This window comes from Mesorhizobium sp. P170090, assembly GCF_057786115.1.
Genome location: NZ_JBYNWH010000001.1, coordinates 4,056,496 through 4,076,992 on the forward strand (window position 1 = coordinate 4,056,496; position 20,497 = coordinate 4,076,992).

General features: G+C 62.6%; 23 protein-coding genes. 11 read left to right on the top strand and 12 right to left on the bottom strand.

What is annotated here, in order from left to right:
* Positions 1–37: 37 nt before the first annotated feature.
* A complete protein-coding gene (locus tag AC3EML_RS19600; protein ID WP_023688644.1) occupies positions 38–433 on the bottom strand; it encodes a hypothetical protein in 396 nt (131 codons plus the stop codon).
* Between the two features lie 312 nt (positions 434–745).
* On the opposite strand from AC3EML_RS19600, the gene urtA reads away from it, so the two are divergent.
* The 6 genes from urtA (at position 746) to AC3EML_RS19630 (ending at position 7,238) form a co-directional block, all read left to right on the top strand.
* The gene (gene urtA, locus AC3EML_RS19605) at positions 746–2,056 is read left to right on the top strand and encodes an urea ABC transporter substrate-binding protein (protein WP_023688643.1); all 1,311 of its coding nucleotides are present in this window, start codon (positions 746–748) and stop codon (positions 2,054–2,056) included.
* Positions 2,057–2,168: 112 nt separating this feature from the next.
* Positions 2,169–3,785 carry an urea ABC transporter permease subunit UrtB gene (gene urtB, locus AC3EML_RS19610; RefSeq protein ID WP_023684622.1) on the top strand — a complete coding sequence of 539 codons (1,617 nt, stop codon included), beginning with the start codon at positions 2,169–2,171 and terminating at the stop codon, positions 3,783–3,785.
* Complete coding sequence (gene urtC, locus AC3EML_RS19615) at positions 3,782–5,014, top strand: urea ABC transporter permease subunit UrtC (RefSeq protein ID WP_352520285.1); 1,233 nt, start codon at positions 3,782–3,784, stop codon at positions 5,012–5,014. Before urtB ends, urtC begins: the two co-directional genes overlap by 4 nt.
* 4 nt (positions 5,015–5,018) lie before the next feature.
* Complete coding sequence (urtD, locus tag AC3EML_RS19620) at positions 5,019–5,765, top strand: urea ABC transporter ATP-binding protein UrtD (RefSeq protein WP_023696501.1); 747 nt, start codon at positions 5,019–5,021, stop codon at positions 5,763–5,765.
* A gap of 69 nt (positions 5,766–5,834) precedes the next feature.
* Positions 5,835–6,530, top strand: a complete 696-nt coding sequence (gene urtE / locus AC3EML_RS19625) for an urea ABC transporter ATP-binding subunit UrtE (RefSeq protein WP_023688639.1) — start codon at positions 5,835–5,837, stop codon at positions 6,528–6,530.
* 531 nt (positions 6,531–7,061) lie between these two features.
* Positions 7,062–7,238 (top strand): hypothetical protein, encoded by a 177-nt coding sequence (locus AC3EML_RS19630; RefSeq protein WP_023670936.1) that lies wholly within the window; start codon positions 7,062–7,064, stop codon positions 7,236–7,238.
* Between the two features lie 91 nt (positions 7,239–7,329).
* On the opposite strand, the gene AC3EML_RS19635 is transcribed toward AC3EML_RS19630, so the two are convergent.
* The 8 genes from AC3EML_RS19635 to AC3EML_RS19670 form a co-directional block, all read right to left on the bottom strand.
* Positions 7,330–8,475: a GGDEF domain-containing protein gene (locus tag AC3EML_RS19635; RefSeq protein WP_023670937.1), complete on the bottom strand. Its 1,146-nt coding sequence runs from the start codon at positions 8,473–8,475 to the stop codon at positions 7,330–7,332.
* A 315-nt stretch (positions 8,476–8,790) separates the two neighbouring features.
* Positions 8,791–9,594 carry a DUF72 domain-containing protein gene (locus AC3EML_RS19640; RefSeq protein WP_023693383.1) on the bottom strand — a complete coding sequence of 268 codons (804 nt, stop codon included), beginning with the start codon at positions 9,592–9,594 and terminating at the stop codon, positions 8,791–8,793.
* Positions 9,595–9,622: 28 nt separating this feature from the next.
* On the bottom strand, positions 9,623–10,087 hold the full coding sequence (locus AC3EML_RS19645; protein WP_023706185.1) for a GNAT family N-acetyltransferase: 465 nt from the start codon (positions 10,085–10,087) through the stop codon (positions 9,623–9,625).
* Between the two features lie 34 nt (positions 10,088–10,121).
* Entirely contained in the window at positions 10,122–13,043 is a 2,922-nt protein-coding gene (gene uvrA / locus AC3EML_RS19650; protein ID WP_023670940.1) for an excinuclease ABC subunit UvrA, read from the bottom strand.
* A 783-nt stretch (positions 13,044–13,826) separates the two neighbouring features.
* A complete protein-coding gene (locus AC3EML_RS19655) occupies positions 13,827–14,048 on the bottom strand; it encodes a hypothetical protein (protein WP_245261915.1) in 222 nt (73 codons plus the stop codon).
* A 146-nt stretch (positions 14,049–14,194) separates the two neighbouring features.
* Entirely contained in the window at positions 14,195–14,803 is a 609-nt protein-coding gene (locus tag AC3EML_RS19660) for an ATP-dependent Clp protease proteolytic subunit (RefSeq protein WP_023684630.1), read from the bottom strand.
* 29 nt (positions 14,804–14,832) lie between these two features.
* Positions 14,833–15,300, bottom strand: coding sequence for an SRPBCC family protein (locus tag AC3EML_RS19665; protein ID WP_023696505.1), 468 nt, complete (start codon positions 15,298–15,300; stop codon positions 14,833–14,835).
* Positions 15,297–15,611, bottom strand: a complete 315-nt coding sequence (locus AC3EML_RS19670; RefSeq protein ID WP_023670944.1) for an ArsR/SmtB family transcription factor — start codon at positions 15,609–15,611, stop codon at positions 15,297–15,299. The genes AC3EML_RS19665 and AC3EML_RS19670 overlap by 4 nt, the downstream gene beginning before the upstream one ends.
* Before the next feature lie 132 nt (positions 15,612–15,743).
* On the opposite strand from AC3EML_RS19670, the gene AC3EML_RS19675 reads away from it, so the two are divergent.
* The 4 genes from AC3EML_RS19675 to AC3EML_RS19690 all read left to right on the top strand — a co-directional run bounded on the left by AC3EML_RS19675 (position 15,744) and on the right by AC3EML_RS19690 (position 17,774).
* Positions 15,744–16,145 (top strand): hypothetical protein, encoded by a 402-nt coding sequence (locus AC3EML_RS19675; protein ID WP_023684632.1) that lies wholly within the window; start codon positions 15,744–15,746, stop codon positions 16,143–16,145.
* Positions 16,146–16,355: 210 nt separating this feature from the next.
* Complete coding sequence (gene ssb, locus AC3EML_RS19680) at positions 16,356–16,889, top strand: single-stranded DNA-binding protein (RefSeq protein ID WP_023684633.1); 534 nt, start codon at positions 16,356–16,358, stop codon at positions 16,887–16,889.
* A gap of 37 nt (positions 16,890–16,926) precedes the next feature.
* Positions 16,927–17,325 carry a DUF2306 domain-containing protein gene (locus AC3EML_RS19685; RefSeq protein ID WP_352520286.1) on the top strand — a complete coding sequence of 133 codons (399 nt, stop codon included), beginning with the start codon at positions 16,927–16,929 and terminating at the stop codon, positions 17,323–17,325.
* 23 nt (positions 17,326–17,348) lie between these two features.
* Complete coding sequence (locus AC3EML_RS19690) at positions 17,349–17,774, top strand: OsmC family protein (RefSeq protein WP_023684635.1); 426 nt, start codon at positions 17,349–17,351, stop codon at positions 17,772–17,774.
* 9 nt (positions 17,775–17,783) lie between these two features.
* On the opposite strand, the gene AC3EML_RS19695 is transcribed toward AC3EML_RS19690, so the two are convergent.
* From AC3EML_RS19695 to AC3EML_RS19705, 3 genes are all read right to left on the bottom strand, one after another.
* Positions 17,784–18,413, bottom strand: coding sequence for a MarC family protein (locus AC3EML_RS19695; protein ID WP_023670949.1), 630 nt, complete (start codon positions 18,411–18,413; stop codon positions 17,784–17,786).
* Between the two features lie 106 nt (positions 18,414–18,519).
* Positions 18,520–18,897: a VOC family protein gene (locus AC3EML_RS19700; protein WP_023684636.1), complete on the bottom strand. Its 378-nt coding sequence runs from the start codon at positions 18,895–18,897 to the stop codon at positions 18,520–18,522.
* A 33-nt stretch (positions 18,898–18,930) separates the two neighbouring features.
* On the bottom strand, positions 18,931–19,467 hold the full coding sequence (locus AC3EML_RS19705; RefSeq protein ID WP_023670951.1) for a hypothetical protein: 537 nt from the start codon (positions 19,465–19,467) through the stop codon (positions 18,931–18,933).
* A gap of 87 nt (positions 19,468–19,554) precedes the next feature.
* On the opposite strand from AC3EML_RS19705, the gene AC3EML_RS19710 reads away from it, so the two are divergent.
* On the top strand, positions 19,555–20,406 hold the full coding sequence (locus tag AC3EML_RS19710; RefSeq protein ID WP_352520287.1) for a helix-turn-helix transcriptional regulator: 852 nt from the start codon (positions 19,555–19,557) through the stop codon (positions 20,404–20,406).
* Positions 20,407–20,497: the final 91 nt, after the last annotated feature.

Sequence of the window (20,497 nt, forward strand, 5' to 3'; positions counted from 1 at the left end):
AGGTTTTGCCGCAACTGGGCGCGGCACTACGCATCGCTCAGCCCTTGGTGCAGGTCGAGGCGGTGAAGGCGCCGTCGGGCTGCTTCAGAATGATGTCGAATGACGGGGCGGTCTCGCCGTCCAGTGTTGCCTGTGTCATGGAGACGGAGTTGCCACCGGTGGTATAGCCGCCCAGCGGCCCGAGCCAGGTGATCTCGCCATTGGCATTCATCTGATAGTTGTAGCCTTGCGTCGCGGTGCCGAATGTCACCGGACCACTATAGACATTGCCCTTGATAGTGATGTCGCCGAGGTTGAGGAAGGCGCCGAGCAAATAGACCTCGCAATGATAGGTGCCGTCCGGAAGCTTGCCCTCGCTGAAATCGGCGCGCGCGGCGCCGCTCGTTGCCATCAGCAGCAGGATGCCGGAAATGCATGAGGTGCGAGATGTCATGACGTCACTCTTTTGAAGGGCGAGCTTGCCCTATTTTTGCGCGGTACCGCAACATTGTTAGCCCGGAACACACGGCCGGAGATCAAAAACTAGGCATTTGTCTCAATTGGGCAAAAATTAGGCAAAAGCCATGTGCGCTGCGCAAATTTGCCTCAATCAATTTTCGCCGGCTACCACTGTTTTCTCGAGGCTAATATACCAACCGGCTGATAACGCTCGGCTATTCCATCTTCGTGAGCGGCGCCTTTGCGTTTGGCACGGCAGTTGCATTGCATTATCGCGGTGCAATCAAACAGCTTGGGAGTCTTCGGTATGAGGGGTAATTTCTCCACAATAACAAAAATGTTTTCGGCCGGCGTGGTCGCCGCCGGCCTGTCGATGTCGTCTCCGGCCCAGGCCGCCGAAGACACGATCAAGGTCGGCATTCTGCATTCGCTGTCGGGGACCATGGCGATTTCGGAGACGACGCTGAAAGACGCCATGCTGATGCTCATCGAAGAGCAGAATGCCAAGGGCGGTCTGCTCGGCAAGAAGCTCGAGGCGGTCGTTGTCGATCCGGCCTCCAACTGGCCGCTCTTTGCCGAAAAGGCGCGCGAGCTGATCTCGAAGGACAAGGTCGCCGCCGTGTTCGGCTGCTGGACCTCGGTGTCGCGCAAATCGGTGTTGCCGGTGTTCTCGGAACTCGACAACATCCTGTTCTACCCCGTCCAGTATGAGGGCGAGGAAAGCGAGCGCAACGTGTTCTACACCGGCGCCGCCCCGAACCAGCAGGCGATTCCTGCCGTCGATTATCTCATGAGCGAGGACGGTGGCTCGGTGAAGCGCTGGGTGCTGGAAGGCACCGACTACGTCTATCCCCGAACCACCAACAAAATCCTCGAGGCCTATCTGAAGGCCAAGGGCGTCGCCGCCGAAGACATCATGGTCAACTACACGCCGTTCGGCTTCTCCGACTGGCAGACCGAAGTCTCCGCAATCAAGAAATTCGGCTCGGCCGGCAAGAAGACCGCCGTCGTCTCGACCGTCAATGGCGACGCCAACGTTCCGTTCTACAAGGAACTCGGCAACCAGGGCATCAAGGCCGAGGACATCCCGGTCATGGCCTTTTCGGTCGGTGAGGAAGAACTGGCCGGTCTCGATACCGCGCCGCTGGTCGGCCATCTCGCTGCCTGGAACTATTTCGAGAGCGTCGACACACCCGAAAACAAGAAGTTCATCGCCGACTGGCACAAGTTCATCAAGAATGACAAGCGCACCACCAACGACCCGATGGAAGCTCACTATATCGGCTTCAACATGTGGGTGAAGGCGGTCGAAAAGGCCGGCACCACCGATCCCGACAAGGTCATCGACGCCATGGTCGGCGTGTCCGTGCCGAACCTCACCGGCGGCTATTCGACCATGATGCCGAACCATCACATCACCAAGCCGGTGCTGATCGGCGAGATCCAGGCCGACGGCCAGTTCGAGACCGTGTCGCAGACGCCCGGCCTCGTGATGGGCGACGAATGGTCCGACTATCTGCCCGATTCCAAGGACCTGATTTCGGATTGGCGCGCGCCTCTGTCCTGCGGCAACTTCAACGTTGCCACCGGCAAATGCGGCGGCAAGGGCACGAACTGATCCCTCCCGGGACCGACCGATCGTGGACGCGTCCACGATCGGTACCGCCAAGCGTCCGGGCGCTTCAGCCCGCCCGGACGCGGAATTTCCCCACAGAAGAGTATCTGAACGGATGATCCTGTTGCGCACTCTCGGCCTCATGCTGGTGTTCCTGGTGGCAAGCCTATTGCCGTCGAACGCAGCCGAAGCCGATCTGCGCGCCATCGTCGCCAAATTCGCCACGGGCACGGGCTTTGCCGCCACTGAGGCCGTCGTGCGCGAACTTGCCGCCACCGGCGATCCGCTGGTCGAGCGCCCGCTTGCAGCGCTCGCCGAAGGCAACCTTTACATCCGTAAAGCCGATTCAGCCGTCTTCGTCGGCAGTGAGGCCGCCGACAGCGTCACGCTGCTCGACCCGCTGAGTGGCGAGAAAGCCGGCGACGCCCCCAAGGCCGACATCACGAAGATCAAGGTCAACAACACGCTGCGTCGTGTCATCCGAGATGCACTGGGAACGCTGACGTTGCGCGCGAAAGATCCTTCTGTCCGCATCGCCGCCGCCGACACCATGTTCAAGACCCCCGATGCCGCCAATATCGAGCCGCTCGATGCAGCCATCGCCGCCGAGACCGACGCCAAGGTCAAGGCATTGTTCGAACAGGCGCGCGCGGCATCGGTGCTGGTCTCCGACAAGCCGGAGGCCGACAAGCTTGCCGCCATTGCCCTGATCGGCGCGCGCGGCGACCGCGACGCGGTCTCGCTGCTCACCGCGGTCGAGGCCAATGCGCAAGGCGCGGTCAAGGATGCCGCGACGGCGGCAATCGCCAGCATCAATTCGAGCCTGGCGCTGTGGGATGCCGGCCAGAACATATGGTACGGCATCTCGCTTGGCTCGGTGCTGCTGCTGGCCGCCATCGGCCTCGCCATCACCTTCGGCGTCATGGGCGTCATCAACATGGCGCATGGCGAGATGGTGATGCTCGGCGCCTACACCACCTTCGTCGTCCAGCAGGTGATCCGAACCTCATTCCCCGGCCTGTTCGACTGGTCGCTGGTGATCGCGCTGCCGCTCGCCTTCCTGGTTGCCGCTTCCGTCGGCCTGATCATCGAGCGCGGCGTCATCCGTTTCCTCTACGGCCGGCCGCTGGAAACGCTGCTCGCAACCTGGGGCGTCTCGCTTGTCCTGCAGCAGGCGGTGCGCTCGATCTTCGGACCGACCAACCAGGAGGTCGGCAACCCCTCCTGGATGTCGGGATCGTTCGATGTCGGCCAACTCGCCGTCACCTGGAACCGCCTCTGGATCCTGGTCTTCGCGCTCACCGTCTTCGGCGTGCTGCTCTTTGTTATGAAGCGCACGCCCTGGGGCCTTCAGATGCGCGCCGTCACCGCCAACCGCCGCATGGCCGCCTCGATGGGCATCAGGACGCCTTGGGTCGATGCGCTGACCTTTGCGCTCGGCTCCGGCATTGCCGGCATTGCCGGCGTCGCGCTCAGCCAGATCGACAATGTCTCGCCCAATCTCGGCCGCGGCTACATCATCGACAGCTTCATGGTCGTGGTCTTCGGCGGCGTCGGCAATCTCTGGGGCACGCTGGTCGGCGCCTTCTCGCTCGGCATCGTCAACAAGGTTCTCGAACCCTATGCTGGCGCGGTGCTCGGCAAGATCGTCGTGCTGGTGCTGATCATCCTGTTCATCCAGAAGCGCCCGCGCGGCCTGTTCGCGCTCAAGGGCAGGGCGGTGGAAACATGATCACGGGACGCTTCTTCGCCGCGGGTGCCGACCGTCGCATCGCCATCACTATTTTCATCCTGCTGACGGCCGCCATTATCGTGCCGCTGCTCAACCTCGCAGTGTCGCCGCAAAGCGCGTTCTATATTCCGTCCTACATCGTCGCGTTGACGGGCAAGTACCTCTGCTATGCATTGCTTGCCTTGGCGCTCGATCTCGTCTGGGGCTATTGCGGCATCCTCTCGCTCGGCCATGGCGCCTTCTTCGCCCTCGGCGGCTATGCGATGGGCATGTACCTCATGCGCCAGATCGGCTCGCGCGGCGTTTACGGCAATCCGATCCTGCCCGATTTCATGGTGTTCCTGAACTACAAGGAATTGCCCTGGTTCTGGACCGGTTTCGACCACTTCTGGTTCGCCGCCATCATGGTGCTGGCGGTGCCCGGCCTGCTCGCCTTCGTCTTCGGCTGGTTCGCCTTCCGCAGCCGCGTCACCGGCGTCTATCTCTCCATCATCACCCAGGCGATGACCTACGCGCTGCTGCTCGCCTTCTTCCGCAACGACATGGGTTTCGGCGGCAACAACGGCTTGACCGATTTCAAGGATATTCTGGGCTTCAACGTGCAGGCCGACGCCACCCGCTCGGCCCTGTTTGCCGCCAGCGCCATCATACTCGCGCTCGCCGTCTTCATCACCTGGGCGATCGTCGGCTCCAAATACGGCAAGCTGCTGATGGCGGTGCGCGACGCCGAGAGCCGCACCCGCTTCCTCGGCTGGCGGGCGGAGAACGTGAAGCTGTTTGCCTTCAGCGTCTCGGCTGTCATGGCCGGCATCGCCGGCGCGCTCTATGTGCCGCAGGTCGGTATCATCAATCCCGGCGAATTCGAGCCGTCCAATTCCATCGAAGTCGTGATCTGGGCAGCCGTCGGTGGGCGCGGCACCATTGTCGGCCCGATCGTCGGCGCGCTGCTGGTCAACGCCGGCAAATCCTGGTTCACCGGCCTGCTGCCGGAGTTCTGGCTGTTTGCGCTCGGCGGCCTGTTCGTCGCCGTAACCCTGTTCCTGCCCAAGGGCATCGTCGGCATGTGGGATTCCTGGCGCGGTAACGCTCGGGCGATGCGGGCTGCAGCGATTGCAGAGGAAGCGGGCACAGACCCTGATGCCGCGCCGCCATTGAAGATCGTGCGCAGCGCAGCAACAACGCCCGGTGCCTGGTCCGCGTCCGGGCCTGAACCGCAGCCGGCAGAATAGAGCGATGTCGAAGTCCAACACCATCCTCTATCTCGACGGCGTCTCGGTCTCCTTCGACGGTTTCCGCGCCATCAACAATCTGTCGCTGGTGCTCGACAAGGGCGAGATGCGCGCCATCATCGGTCCCAACGGCGCCGGCAAGACGACGATGATGGACATCGTCACCGGCAAGACCCGGCCCGACGAGGGCGAAGTGTTCTTCGACGGCCAGGTCGATCTGACCCGGCACGACGAGGCGGAGATCGCCATGATGGGCATCGGCCGCAAATTCCAGAAGCCGACCGTCTTCGAAAGCCACAGCGTCGAAGACAATCTGATGCTGGCGCTGAAGGGCCCGCGCTCGATCTTTCCGGCGCTGTTCCATCGCCGCTCGGCCGCCGAAGCCAGACAGATCGACGACATCCTCGGCATCATCCGGCTGGGCGACAAGCGCCACGATCTGGCAGCCAATCTCAGCCATGGCCAGAAACAGTGGCTGGAGATCGGCATGCTGCTGGCGCAGGACCCGAAGCTGCTTTTGGTTGACGAGCCGGTCGCAGGGATGACCGATGCCGAGACCGAGGAAACCGCGCGGCTGCTCAAGGACATAGCGCGCGACCATTCGGTCATCGTCGTCGAGCACGACATGCATTTCGTGCGCGAACTCGGCGTCAAGGTCACCTGCCTGCATGAGGGCTCGGTGCTGTCGGAAGGCTCGCTCGATTTCGTCTCGGCCGACGAGCGGGTCGTCGAAGTTTATCTCGGGAGATGAGCATGGTCTGGCGGGTGCAATTCCATCGCTTCGACTTTTCGTTCCTCCGCTTCTGGAGAAGGCGCTGACATGCTCGAAGTTTCCAACGCCACGCTCCATTACGGCGCTGCTCAGGCGTTGCGCGGTGTGTCGCTGACGGCGGGTGCCGGCAAGATCACCTGCGTGCTCGGCCGCAACGGCGTCGGCAAGACCAGTTTGATGAGATCGATCGTCGGCCACCACCGGCTGACGAGCGGAAGCGTTGCCTTCGAGGGGAAGGCGCTCGACCGGAGCGCGGCGTATGATCGCGCCCGGTCGGGCATCGCATTCGTACCGCAGGGCAGGGAGATATTTCCGCTGCTGACGGTGCGCGAAAACCTGGAGTCCGGCTTTGCGCCGTTGAAGCGCGCCGACCGCAACGTGCCGGCGCATGTCTTCGAACTGTTTCCGGTGCTGAAGCAGATGCTGGGGCGGCGCGGCGGCGATCTCTCAGGCGGCCAGCAGCAGCAGCTCGCCATCGGCCGGGCGCTCGTCATGCGGCCGAAACTGCTGGTGCTCGACGAGCCGACCGAAGGCATCCAGCCCTCGATCATCAAGGACATCGGCCGCGCCATCCGCTATTTGCGCGATCAGGCCGGCATTGCGGTGCTTCTGGTCGAGCAATATCTCGATTTCTGCCGCGAGCTCGCCGACGAGGTCAACATCATGGACCGCGGCCAGATCGTCCACACCGGCCCGGCCGAAGATCTCGACCGGGCGGACGTCAGGAAGTTTCTGACGGTTTAACGCAGGTCGACGGCTGCACGGATCGTACACGTCGAAGATTGGCTGAAATGCCCACAATCACTTCGTCATTCTAGGGCGGAGCCAAGGAGCGGAGCGACGCGCGCAGACCCTAGAATCCATGCCGCGACATCAGCCAAAGAGTGCCGCGATGCAGAACAAGATCGCTTCTGCGGCACATTGGCATTCCACATTCTGCACCGTTAATGACGCTTCTTCATCCCGGCATGGATCCCTGGGTCTTCGCTCCGCTTCGCGTCGCTACGCCCAAGGATGATGAAGTCGCGAAGGTCCGCACCCGTTGCGTCGGACTTTCGTCCGAGGCCGCCACACTCTGGCACGCCGAATACTGCATGCTAGTCTTTCCTAGGCCTCGGTGAGTCGGCCGCTTCCGTATCAGTCTGGTTCTGTAGCAGATCGAGGGAATATGCTGGCTCAGCCTGCAAGTTCCACGCAAGCAAGCCGCCCTAGCTTCCCTCGCAGTTCTGATTGTCGGTCAATGCGTTCAGATAATCTTGCCAGGAGAATAGGGCTATGGAACGGTTCGTCGAGGACCACCAGAAACGACGGCTGACAGAGCGTGTCGACATCATTACCGCCATCAACATTCTGCGCTCGCAAGGCTACCAGCAGGATGAGCTGATCGGCGAAATCACCAAGGTTTTCTACGTCGACCTCGACACTTACAACGAGATCGTCATAGCGGCCTAAAAACGCCTCGCGCCTGAACGGCCTCATGCGACGCGCTTTGGGTTGTTGTTTTACGTGTGGTGAGGTTCAGGCCCGCTGAATATCAGCCAGCCTACCCGGCGCGCCGGAAGGCGAGCACACGATTGCGGCCGCCGCGCTTGGCGCCGTAAAGCGCCTTGTCGGCGGCGCTGAGCACCTTGTCGAATTTGGTGCCGCCCTCGCTGCCGAAGGCGTAGCCGGCGCTGACGGTGCAGGACAGCAGGCGGGTCTCGGTATCGATCCGGCGCATGGCAAAACTGGCCCGGATCCGCTCGGCTATGAATTCCACCTTTTCAGGCAAGGTGCGATCGAGCACCAATGCAAATTCCTCTCCGCCCATGCGCGCGGCGACATCGCCCGGCTGGAGATTGGCGGTCAAATCCTTGGCGAACAGTTTCAGGACCTCGTCGCCGGTGGCATGGCCGAACTCGTCATTTATGGCCTTGAAGCCGTCGAGATCGAACACGATCACGGCGGTGAAGGACCGGACCGGTGTTTTGCCGTGCAGGTCGAACAAAGCGCGCCGGTTGAGCAGTCCGGTCAGCGGATCGGTCAGCGCTTCGCGGCGATGATGCTGCGCCAGGCGTCCCTGGTTGAGCGCCAGCGACAGCGCGCCGATGCCGGTCATGCACGCGATGACGACGATGAGGCTGAAATCCTCGGCCCAGTTGCTCGGCGCATGGCCAAGCACCAGCCTGCCATCCCAGACAAGTGCACCGGAGCACAGCACGAAGGAAATTGCGGTGGCGGTGTAGAGCCCTGCAATGCCGAGGATCGGGGCCGGGAATTCCGTACGACCCTTCCAGTATTCATAGGCCGTCGCAAACAAAAGCAGCGCGGCGAAGGCATTCTCCAGCATGAAGCCCAGCCCGTCATAGCCAAGCGCCATCGGCGGCAAGGCGACTGCCAGCGAGACGCCGGCGCCGACAGCGATGCGCGGCAATGGCGAGCGGCCGGTCGTGAACTGATGGGCCGCGCCCAGCATGGTCGCGAAGCCGAGCAGCAGGAACGTGAAGCTGGCGAGGCCGAGCAGGCGTCCGGGCGCGTCGATATAGGCCTGGTAGGCGAAGACGTCGGCGACGATCAGAAGCACGCTGACCGCCCAGGTCAGCAGGAATTTTTCCGAGCGCGCGGTAAGCCAAATGCCGAACAGCGTCAGGCCGAGGCAAGCGGCGGAAAACCCGACAGCCAACAGAAGGGAACTGTAGTCGAGCGACATGCCCTCGTCCTTGCGCGCGGCGGCCGGCCTCTAGAAAGGACCCGCACCGGATTTATGCAGGATGGAGGTATCGATAAGGTTACGATGCGCATAAGCTATCACGCTTCGGTTCATCGTAGCAATTCTGGGTTGAAACCCTTTTCAAGGGAAAGCGCTGACCGCTTTCCCGGGAAAACCGTTCCACACTTTTCCTGGAATTGCTCCTAATGCATGTCGCCCAGAAGTGTGCCGCGGTTCTGGGACAACGGCATGCATCAAGACAAAGACTTAAATCGCGTCGTATGAATCCGTTTCAGCGCGACGCGCTTTAACCGATCAGCTCACCCGCTTCATCAGCGCCATGGCGCCGAACGGCGCGCGCACCTTGCCCTCGGTGATGAAGTAGACGAACACATCGCGCGGTTTCACCGGCGCGTCGAAAGTCGGATCGGCGCGCCGCAGATCGGCCGGCTGCTTGCCTTGCGCCCAGGTCTTCACCCGCGCTGCCCATTCGTCCAGGCCATTCGGCGTATAGCAATCCGGATTGTCGTCGCTGCCGGTCTGCAGCCGCGCATAGATAAAATCGCCGGTGATGTCGGCGATACCAGGATATTTGGCATGGTCGGCATAGACGATTGCCGCCTTGTATTTGCGCGCCAGGCCCACAAATTCCGGCACGCTGAAACTGTCGTTGCGCACTTCCAGCGCATGGCGCAGCGCCACGCCATCCTGCTTTTCCGGCAGCAGCTTCAGGAAGGCCTCGAAATCGTCGGCGTCGAACTTTTTCGTCGGCGCGAACTGCCACAGGATCGGGCCCAGCTTGTCGCCCAGCGCGGCAATGCCGGAGCCGAGGAAGCGCGTCATGGACTCGCCGGCTTCGCCAAGCACGCGGCGGTTGGTGACGAAGCGATTGCCCTTCAGCGAATAGACGAAACCGTCCGGCGCCTCGCCCGCCCATTTGACGAAGGTCGGCTCCTTGAAGCTGGAATAGTAGGTGCCGTTGACCTCGATGCTCGGTACCTGGCGGGTGGCGTAACTCAGCTGTTTGGCCTTGGAAAGCTTGTCCGGGTAGAAGGACGTATCCCAGGGTTCGAAAGTCCAGCCGCCCATCCCGGCGCGGATTGTTCCTTGGCTGATCATCGTCTTCCTCCCAGTTCTAAAAATGCGGTCAGGCTATTTTTCCAACCGGTTTGATCATGTCGACCACGGTCCATCCGGGACGGTGGGGATTGGCTCGGCGGCCCGTTTCGTGGAAGCCATAGGCCGTATAGATCTCGATGTTCCGCTCCATGCGCGAATTGGTGTAGAGCCGCACCTCCGGCACACCCCATAGCCGCGCCTGTTCCTGGGCGAAGTCGAGCAGCGCGGTGCCGAGTTTCCTGCCCTGGAAAGCGGGGGAGACCGCGACGCTGAAGATCATCGCATGATCGGGATGGCGCTCAATAACGATCAGCCCGGCGAGTTCCGCGCCGCTCTCCAAGAGCCAGACCTCGCCACGCTCGATGCGTGGCGCATAGTCCTCGGTGACTGGGAGCGGCGGCGCGCCTAACAAGGGCGTGTAGTGCTCATAGGCGGTCTGCGTCAGCGAGACGACTGCGTCGAGATCACCGGCAAGCGCCTGTCGGACTGTCATTCAAAGCTCTCCAGGCGCCCGACCGGTCTGTCAGTTACTCCGCCGCTTCGCGCTTGCCTCCGGGCCGCCGCTCCAAAAGCTCCTTCAGGAACTGGCCGGTGTAGCTGCGCTTTTCGCGCACGATGGCTTCCGGTGTGCCCTGTGCCACCAGTTCGCCACCGCCATCGCCGCCTTCGGGGCCGAGGTCGAGCACCCAGTCGGCGGTCTTGATGACTTCGAGATTGTGCTCGATGACCACCACCGTGTTGCCCTGGTCGACCAGTTCGTGAAGCACTTCCAGCAACTTGGCGACGTCATGGAAGTGCAGGCCGGTGGTCGGCTCGTCGAGGATGTAGAGCGTCTTGCCGGTCGCCTTGCGCGACAATTCCTTGGCGAGCTTGATGCGCTGCGCCTCGCCGCCCGACAGCGTCGTCGCCTGCTGGCCGATATGGATGTAGCCGAGGCCGACCTGCTTCAGCGTGTCGAGCTTGTCGCGCACGCCGGGCACGGCGGCAAAGAAATCGACACCTTCCTCGACCGTCATGTCCAAGACGTCCGCGATCGACTTGCCCTTGAACACGACATCCAGCGTCTCGCGGTTGTAGCGCTTGCCATGGCAGACGTCGCACGTGACGTAGACGTCGGGCAGGAAGTGCATCTCGATCTTGATGACGCCGTCGCCCTGGCAGGCCTCGCAGCGGCCGCCCTTGACGTTGAAGGAGAAGCGGCCCGGCTGATAGCCGCGGGCCTTGGCCTCGGGCAGGCCGGCGAACCAGTCGCGGATCGGTGTGAAGGCGCCGGTGTAGGTGGCCGGGTTCGAACGCGGTGTGCGGCCGATCGGCGACTGGTCGATGTCGATGACCTTGTCGAGGAATTCGAGGCCCTCGATGCGGTCGTGATCGGCCGGATGCTCGCGCGAGCCCATGATGCGGCGCGACGCCGCCTTGAACAGCGTCTCGATCAGGAAGGTCGATTTGCCGCCGCCAGACACGCCGGTGACGGCGGTGAAGGTGCCGAGCGGGATTTCGGCAGTGACGTTCTTGAGATTGTTGCCGCGCGCGCCGACGATCTTCAGCCGGCGGTTCTTCTTGGCCTCGCGCCTGACACCGGGCGTGGCGACTTCGAGCGCGCCCGACAGATATTTACCGGTGATCGAATTAGGATTGGCCATCACCTGCTGCGGCGTGCCCTGGGCGATGATCTCTCCGCCATGGATGCCGGCGGCCGGACCCATGTCGACGACGTAGTCGGCATGCAGGATGGCGTCTTCGTCATGCTCGACGACGATCACCGTGTTGCCGATGTCGCGCAGATGCTTGAGCGTGTCGAGCAGGCGGGCATTGTCGCGTTGGTGCAGGCCGATCGACGGCTCGTCCAGCACATAGAGCACGCCGGTGAGGCCGGAGCCGATCTGCGACGCCAGCCTTATGCGCTGGCTCTCGCCGCCCGACAGCGTGCCGGAATTGCGCGACAGCGTCAGATAGTCGAGGCCGACATCGTTGAGGAAGCGCAGGCGGTCACGGATTTCCTTGAGAACGCGCACCGCGATCTCGTTCTGCTGGTCGTTGAGATGTGGCGGCAGTTCGGTGAACCACTGGTCGGCCTTGCGGATCGACAGCTCTGTGACTTCGCCGATATGCTTGCCGGCGATCTTCACCGCCAGCGCTTCCGGCTTCAGCCGGTATCCCTTGCAGACCGGGCAGGGCGTCGCCGACATGAAGCGCTCGATCTCCTCGCGCATCCAGGCGGATTCGGTTTCCTTCCACCGCCGTTCGAGATTGGGAATGACGCCCTCGAACGTCTTGGTGGTCTTGTAGGAGCGCAGGCCGTCATCATATTGGAAGGTGACCTCGCGCTCGCCGGTGCCACGCAGGACGGCATCCTTTGCCTCTTCGGTCAGGTCTTTGAACTTGTCGCCGAGCTTGAAGCCATAGGCTTTGCCCAGCGCTTCCAGCGTCTGGGCGTAATAGGGTGAGGTCGACTTCGCCCACGGGCTGACGGCGCCGTCGCGCAGCGAGACGTTTTCGTCCGGCACGATCAGGCTGGCGTCGATGGCGCGCTGGTTGCCGAGGCCGTCGCAGGTCGGGCAGGCGCCGAACGGGTTGTTGAACGAGAACAGCCGGGGCTCGATCTCCGGAATGGTGAAGCCGGAAACCGGGCAGGCGAATTTTTCCGAGAACAGGATGCGCTCATGCGTCTCGTTCTTCGATTTGTTGACCGAGTCCTCGCCGGTCTGGCTGGCGTCGAGCGGCCGGTCGGCGAACTCGGCCACCGCCAGCCCTTCCGCCAGCTTGAGCGCCGTTTCGATGGAATCGGCAAGCCGTGTCGCCAGGTCGCCGCGCACGACGATGCGGTCGACGACGACATCGATGTCGTGCTTGTACTTCTTGTCCAACGCCGGCACATCGGCGATCTCATAGAAGACGCCGTCGACCTTGACGCGCTGAAAGCCCTTCTTCTGCAGCTCCAGCAGTTCCTTGCGATACTCACCCTTGCGGCCGCGCACGATCGGCGCCAGCAGGAAAAGGCGCGTGCCTTCCTCGACCGCCAGCACCCGGTCGACCATCTGTGAAACCGTCTGGCTCTCGATCGGCAGGCCGGTCGCCGGCGAATAGGGGATGCCGACGCGCGCGAACAGCAAGCGCATGTAGTCGTAGATCTCGGTGACGGTGCCGACCGTCGAACGCGGGTTCTTCGACGTGGTCTTCTGCTCGATCGAGATGGCCGGCGACAGGCCGTCGATCTGGTCGACATCCGGCTTCTGCATCATTTCGAGGAACTGGCGCGCATAAGCCGACAGGCTCTCGACGTAACGGCGCTGGCCCTCGGCATAGATGGTGTCGAAAGCAAGCGACGATTTGCCGGAGCCCGACAGGCCGGTCATGACGATCAGGCTGTCACGCGGCAGGTCGAGATCGACATTCTTTAGGTTGTGTTCGCGTGCCCCGCGAATGGAAAGGTATTTATGGTCGGCCATCGCCGGTCGCCGCCTCAGGTCTGGTGTCAGTGGGATCGGCGGGTTTTCCCGGCCATTCCCTATGTAGGTATTTTTGCCGCCACGTCGAGAGACGCCACACTTCTCGACCAAAGCCGTTTAACCGTCTTTCGCGCGAACGGGCAAGCGGAAAGAACAAAGACCGAACACGCTCCTGACAAAGCTGTGCAGAAACTGACAAGGGTGTTTCAGAAACTGACCCTGACGTAAGCTCCCGACGATCACATTTTCCGTAACCGGCTATTCAAGGTTGACGCCGTCGAATCAGGGGCGCACTCTGCCGGAGTCAACGGAGCCGGCCGTCTTTGATGGCCTCGCCGCCCATAGCGGCCTGCGAGACGCCGCAGGTTTTTGCGATTTGTGCTTCGGATTGACACCAGTCGCAACGGACATAGGAGCGGAGCATGACGCCACCGGATAGTCCCTTGAGGCTCCACCTGCTAGTGGAGCCGCGGCGGGCATAAGTGCCAGGTAGTTTCAAGGCATTGGAGTGTATGCGTCCAAACGAACGCATCGCGTCAGTCCAACAAACCACCAGACAAACCGTGACCTGCCGAATCCCACAAAAATCAGAGACGGCTAGTCGGATCGTCGGCTGAATGCCGCGAAGCATCCGAAATCAAAGTCGGTATAACACTACCGGCAGTTTGGATTTGGAATCCAAAAAAAGCCCCGACCGTTAGCGGAAGCAACGGCGGGGCTGTTCTTTTGCGAGGAAGTCGTCGGCGCAGGCTTTCTCTCCCGTATAGTAGCTGGGAGAAGGGGCTACCGGCGCGGCGGCTTGATCCCACCCGTGCCGACATCGACAGTGATGCTGCCGGAAATCCTGACATCGGTGTCGCCGATCTTGAACGTGCCGTTCTCGACGGCAGGCAGCGCGTCGTCCGGCTCCGGCTGCGGCGCGGGCTTGGCGATGCGGTAGTCGCCGGCCACGCCGGGCAGGGCGCCTTTCCGCGACGTGCTGGTGCTGCCCCCGGCAAAGGCCATGCTCGATGTCGCCGCCGTGATGGCAATGGCTATGGTCAGTCTGTTCAGGTGGTAGCGCATGGCAAGACTATAGTGCCGCGCTCAAGGCGAGGCCAGACCAGCGGCGTTGAAATTGAGGGAACACCGGCCTGCATTCAATCCGCCGATCAGGCCGCTGCCTGCTTGCGGGTGTCGAAGACGTGGTCGACGAGGCCCCAGTCCTTGGCCTCCTTCGCGGTCATGAAGAAATCGCGGTCGAGCGTGCGTTCGACCTCTTCGTGGGTGCGGCCGCAATGGTGAGCGTAGAGGTCGGCCATGTGCCGCTTGGTGCGCAAAATGCCTTCGGCATGGCGCTGGATGTCGGAGGCCTGGCCCTGGAAGCCGCCCAGAGGCTGGTGCAGCACGATGCTGGCATTGGGCAGCGCGATGCGCCGCCCCGGCGTTCCCGCCATCAGCAGGAAGGAGGCCATCGACGCGGCAAAGCCCATGCACACGGTCGACACCGGGCAGCTGACATATTGCATCGTGTCGTAGATGGCGAAGCCGCTGGTCACCACGCCGCCCGGCGAGTTGATGTAGAGCGAGATCTCCTTGTCGGGATTGTCCGATTCCAGCGACAGGAGCTGGGCGCAGACCAGCGCCGACATGCCGTCATTGATCTCGCCATTGACGAAGATGATGCGCTCGCGCAGCAGCCGCGAGAAAATGTCGAAGGCACGTTCGCCGCGGCTCGATTGCTCGATCACCATCGGCACCAGATTGGCAAAGCCGCTCATCTCATTGTCTCCGTTTTGATTTTTCCGGGTCAGGCAGCGCGCAGCAACAGGCGTGGCGCGTTGGCGGCGACAGGCGGTTTGGGCTTGTATGCGCGCAGCCAGAGCCGGCAGCCGGCGCCGGCCATCGCGACCGCAGGCGTCAGGACAAACCCGTCATGGACGATGCGCAGATGCGTGCCGCCGGAAACGGTGCGGGCGAGTGTGAAGGTGACGATGCTCTCCAGCTCCTCGCGGTTGGCGTCGCCGGAACGCTCGCGCCAGGAATAGCGCAGCAGGCGCCCCGGCTCGGCATCGAGCACTTCGCACTCGATCGGCTTCTCAGGCCCGGCAAAGGCAAAGCGGCTGCCGGTTTCCGGATTGATGTCGTTCGGCATCATCCATTCCGCCAAGAGGTCCGGCACGGTCAGTGCCCGCCACACTTTTTCCGGTGCGTCCGGCAGATCGCATTCGAAGGCGAGGGCATCCTTGGCGGTCTGCGTCTGCTTTTCGTCGGTCATTGGTCCATGTCCTTCAAAACGGCCTTCAGTCTTTCGATGCGCTCCGGCCAGAATGCGCGGTAGCGTTCGATCCAGCCGAGCAGCGGCTCGAGCCCTTGCGGATCGGCGCGATAGTAGGCGTTGCGGCCGGCGCGTCTTTCGCTGACCAGGCCTGCGCCGCGCAGCACGGCAAGGTGCTGCGACACCGCCGGCTGCGACACGCTCATGCCGGTGCGCAACTCCGACACGCTCATCTCGCCGGAAGTCAGCCGCTCGTAGACGGCGCGTCGCGTCGGGTCGGCCAGGGCGCGAAAAATCTCTGCTTCGATCATGGCAAAGCATAAGTCGATACTTATCGATTTGGCAAGGGGTGTTTTGAATGCTGCGTATTGATTGGATCCTGCCGGGCCTCTAAGCCGTGGGGAACAAGATGGGCCGATCATCGCGAGGCAGGAGTAGTATTTATGAATTCCAACGTCGATCTTTCGTCCGCCGAGAACCTCAACGAGGCTCTGAGGCTCTATCGCCGCCTCGTACTCGGTATAGGAGCGATCGCCGTCATCGGTTTCGTGGCCGTGATCTTGTTGGCCAAGCTGGGTACGGCGCTATCGCCGCCATACGGGATTTACGTCTTCGGCGAAGGATTGGGGACCTGGGGCCTGATCGCGGTGGTAGCGGCGCTCGTCGCTCAGGTGTGGTGGCACGGGCGCGCGATCGGGAAATTGCTGAATGACCCGGCTCTGAAATCTGAACCTGCAGTCGGGCTGATGTCGGCGCCAACCGTGATCGCACAGCGCGCCCATGGCATGGGCATGGAGTGGAGCGGCTTTTTCGGTCCGTTGCGGCCAGCTAAAAAACGGCGCTGACGACACCGCTTCTCGCCCCTGCGTGTCAGCTAAATCCACGCGCCCGCGTCGGCGATTGCTGCCATTCCTTGACAATCCGTGGTTAACAGTATAGGAACGAAAAGGGAACAAAAACCTTGTGGGAAAAGCCAGCCGCGGCAAGCCAGGATTGTGCGCGGCCTGTAAGGTGAACGACTTGAAATTTGTTTCGGATGAGCACGGAGAAGTGTCATGGCGGGTAGCGTCAACAAGGTCATTCTGGTCGGTAACCTCGGCGCGGACCCTGAAATCCGCCGCCTGAATTCCGGTGATCCGGTCGTCAACATCCGCATCGCCACGTCGGAAAGCTGGCGCGACAAGAACTCCGGCGAGCGCAAGGAAAAGACCGAATGGCACAACGTGGTCATTTTCAATGACCAGATCGCCAAGGTCGCCGAGCAGTACCTGAAGAAGGGCATGAAGGTTTACGTCGAAGGCCAGCTGCAGACACGCAAATGGCAAGACCAGACCGGCGCCGACAAGTACACGACCGAAGTCGTGCTGCAGAAATTCCGCGGCGAGCTGCAGATGCTCGATTCTCGCGGCGAGGGCGGCGGTCAGGTCGGCAACTATGCCGGCGGCAGCGGCGCGAGCCGTGGCTCGGATTTCGGCCAGTCTGGCCCCAATGAGAGCTTCAACCGCGGCGGCAACAGCGGTGGCGGCGGTTCCAAGGGCGGCGGTGGCGGCGGCTCGTCGCGCGAACTGGACGACGAAATCCCGTTCTGAGCTGACGGTAGTCAGCGATATCTGAGGAGAGGGCGCGATGTCGCTCGAACCGCTTCTATCGGCGCGCCCTCCCATTCCATGGCACGCCTTCGCGGCCCTTGCCGCGCTGGCCATTGGCGCTACGCAACTAGCGCTGCCGAAAGGCACGACGCGTCATCGTGTCGTCGGCTATACCTGGGCGGCGCTGATGCTGGTCATCGCCATCTCCAGTTTCTGGATCCAGCAGATACGCCTCGTCGGTCCGTTCAGCCCGATCCATCTCTTGTCGATGTTAGTGTTGATCGCCGTGCCGCTGGCGGTCTGGCACGCGCATATGCATCGGGTCGCCACACATCGCAGGGTCATGATATCGCTGTATGTTTTCGCCCTGATCGGCGCCGGCGTGTTCACGCTGCTGCCGAGGCGGATCATGCACACGGTCGTCTTCGGCCAGTGACGCTTTCTGAAAGGAAGATTGCCGTGAAAGCCCGGATCAAATGGGTCGAGGAGCGCACCTTCGTCGGCGAGTCCGGCAGCGGCCACAAGGTTGTGCTGGGAACCGCCTCCGGGCCGGAAGGCAAGACGCCGGGTCCGAGCCCGATGGAGCTGGTGCTGATCGGCACCGGCGGCTGCTCGGCCTATGATGTCGTCCACATCCTCGAAAAAGGCCGCGAGGCGATCGAGGACTGTGTTGTCGAACTCGACGCCGACCGGGCCGAAACCGACCCGAAAGTCTTCACCCGCATCCACATGCATTTCATCGTCACGGGCCACGCGCTGTCGCGCGACAAGGTCCAGCGCGCCATCAACCTGTCGATCGAGAAATACTGCTCGGCCTCGGCCATGCTGGCCAAGACGGCTGTCATCACCCACGATTTCAAGGTCGTCGATACGGCGGTGGAGTAGGGGCTGCCGTTACCCCGCCATCAGCGCCTTGATGCCATCCGCGACGAACTGAACCGCAAGCGCGGCCAGGATGACGCCGAGCAGGCGGGTGAGGATCGAGCGGCCGGTCTGGCCGAGGATGCGGTCGATGCGCTCCGACAGCACGAACACCAGATAGGTGATGGCAAGGCAGACGAAGATGATGCCGACCAGCGCCGCTTGTGCTGCAAAACCCTGAAACGAGCCCGACAGTAGCACGGTCGCCGAAATCGCACCGGGGCCGGCGATCAGCGGGATCGCCAGCGGGAAGGCCGCGATATTGTGGATCATGTCCTTGGTGATGGCGACGTCGCCGATCTTCTCCTTGCGGTCCTGGCGGCGCTCGAACACCATTTCGAACGCGATGAAGAACAGCAAAAACCCGCCGGCGACGCGGAAAGCCGGCAGCGTGATGCCGAACACCGACAGGATGGAGGCCCCGGCCACCGCAAACAGCGCCATCACCAGGAAGCCGATGATCGAGGCGCGCACCGAGACCTGCTGACGTTCCTCGCGGTTCATGCCGCGTGTCACCGCGAGGAAGAGCGGCGCGAGACCTGGCGGGTCGATGGTCACCAGAATGGTGACGAAGGCGTTGAACAGGCTGTCGAAACTCGGCATCGCTGACCCCTCCCGCCGGGCCGGACCCCTGCGCCACGATAGTGGTAGAGCAAAGCCTGGCCGGTGGGAACCGTCTGAGATGCCGATACCGGAGACGCCGGCTATGTTAGGCGGCAGCGTTGCAATAGGCCTCCAGGCGATAGCCGTCGGGATCGACGATGAAGGCAGCGTAATAGTCCTCGCCATAGTCGGCGCGCAGGCCCGGCGCGCCATTGTCGCTGTCGCCTGCACGCAAGGCGGCGGCATGGAAGGCGACGACACTCTGCCTCGTCGGCGCGGCAAAGCAGAAATGCAGACCGGGCTTCTCGTCCGATGGCACTGGCCGCTCCGCGTCGTTCACCCACAGCGCGACGGCTTGCGCACCATAACCCAGTGAGCCTGGCGACTGGCCGAGGCAGGAATAACCGAGCGGCTTTAGCGCGGCATCGTAGAAGGGCTTCGGAACGTTGGTGTCGCGGACGCCGATCGAGACATGGTCAAGCATGTTTTTTCACCTTTTTTGCAATATGTTGCGTCATCAGTCCTGGGCGACGCGGCGCGCCAGGAACTCGACTTCGAGACGCCATGTCTTGCCATCGTCGTGCGAACGCTCGCCGAGCCAGCGGAAGCTGTCCTTGGTGATGCGCGAAAAGCTCCAGCGGACCGAGGAACCAGTGCCGTCGGCGCCGACCTGCACAATCGTGTCGCCTTCGGCGCGACCAAGCTGGCGGCTGTAGTATTGGTTGCGCGGGTCGCTCCAGAAGATGTGCCAGGCATCCGAGCCGGGATCATAGGCCCGCAGCGTTGTGCCATAGAAAGTCCATTTGCCGAGAGAAGGCGAGGGGCCGGCATCCCGCGCGGGCAGGATCCATACATCCTGGATCGCCCTGCCTTCCAGGACCCAGCCGAAATGCACCTCGCCGCCTCCGGTGAGAACCGTGCCGTCCTCGAGATGGCGCGTGGCATCGAATGTCCAGGCGCCGACGAAGCGGCCGTAGAGATCCAGCTTTTCAGCCAGGCCGGAATTGGGGCCGTCGCTGTGGAGCGCTTCGGCAAAGGAGGATGTACCGATCATACTTGCTGCCTTCGTAGTGTCAGGAGGCTGCAAGCGATAGGCCCCGACCGGGTGTCGCGCTTGGGAAAAATTGCTATCTTTCAAGCCATGACGACGAGCGAACAAAACTTGGCATCGGGGCAGGGTTGGTATGTCTGTGACGTGCTGTGCACGGCCGGCGCCGGCGACCGCCCGTTCGAGGAGGCGCACGACACCTTCTGCGTTGCCGCTGTCACCAGCGGCACCTTCCGCTACCGCACCAGGCAAGGCGCCGCCATGCTGGCGCCGGGCGCGATCCTGCTCGGCAATGTCGGCGCCTGCTATGAATGCGGGCATGAGCATGGCGCCGGCGACCGTTGCCTGTCCTTCCACTTCGCTCCGGCCTATCTCGACCGCATCGCCAGCGACGTGCCCGGCGCGAGCAAGCTCGCCTTCGGCGTGCCGCATATGCCGCCCTTGCCGGCGCTGACATCGCTGCTGGCCGAGGCGGAAGCGGCGCGCGAGATGGTCGACATCGACGCCTTTGAGGAGCTTGGCCTGCGAATTGCCGGCGCAGCACTGGCAGTTGCCGGCGCAGCACTGCCCGTCGCCAGCGATGCGGTGCCTGGCGTTCGACCGCCGAGCCGCCGCGACCAGAAACGGGTTGCCGAGGCGGTGCGGCAGATCGAGCTCAATGCCGACAGGTCGGTCTCGCTTTCCGAGCTTGCCTGCGCGACGGCGACCAGCCCGTATCATTTCCTGCGCACCTTCCGGCAGGTCGCCGGCATGACGCCCTATCAGTTTCTGCTGAGAACCCGGCTGCACCGCGCGGCGGTGCGGCTGCGCATGTCAGGCGATGCCATCTCGGCGATCGCCTTCGAGGCCGGTTTCAACGATTTGTCGACGTTCAACCGCCGTTTCCGGCGCGTCATGGGCGAAACGCCCGGCGACTATCGCGCCCGGCGGGTGGCTACCCGCTAATGCGTCCGCCTGCCTCCTGATACGTTCTGGCTTGGAAAACGGTCCATCGCAGGCTTTTGCCCTGGCGGCGGCGAAATGCGTTGTGGCCAAA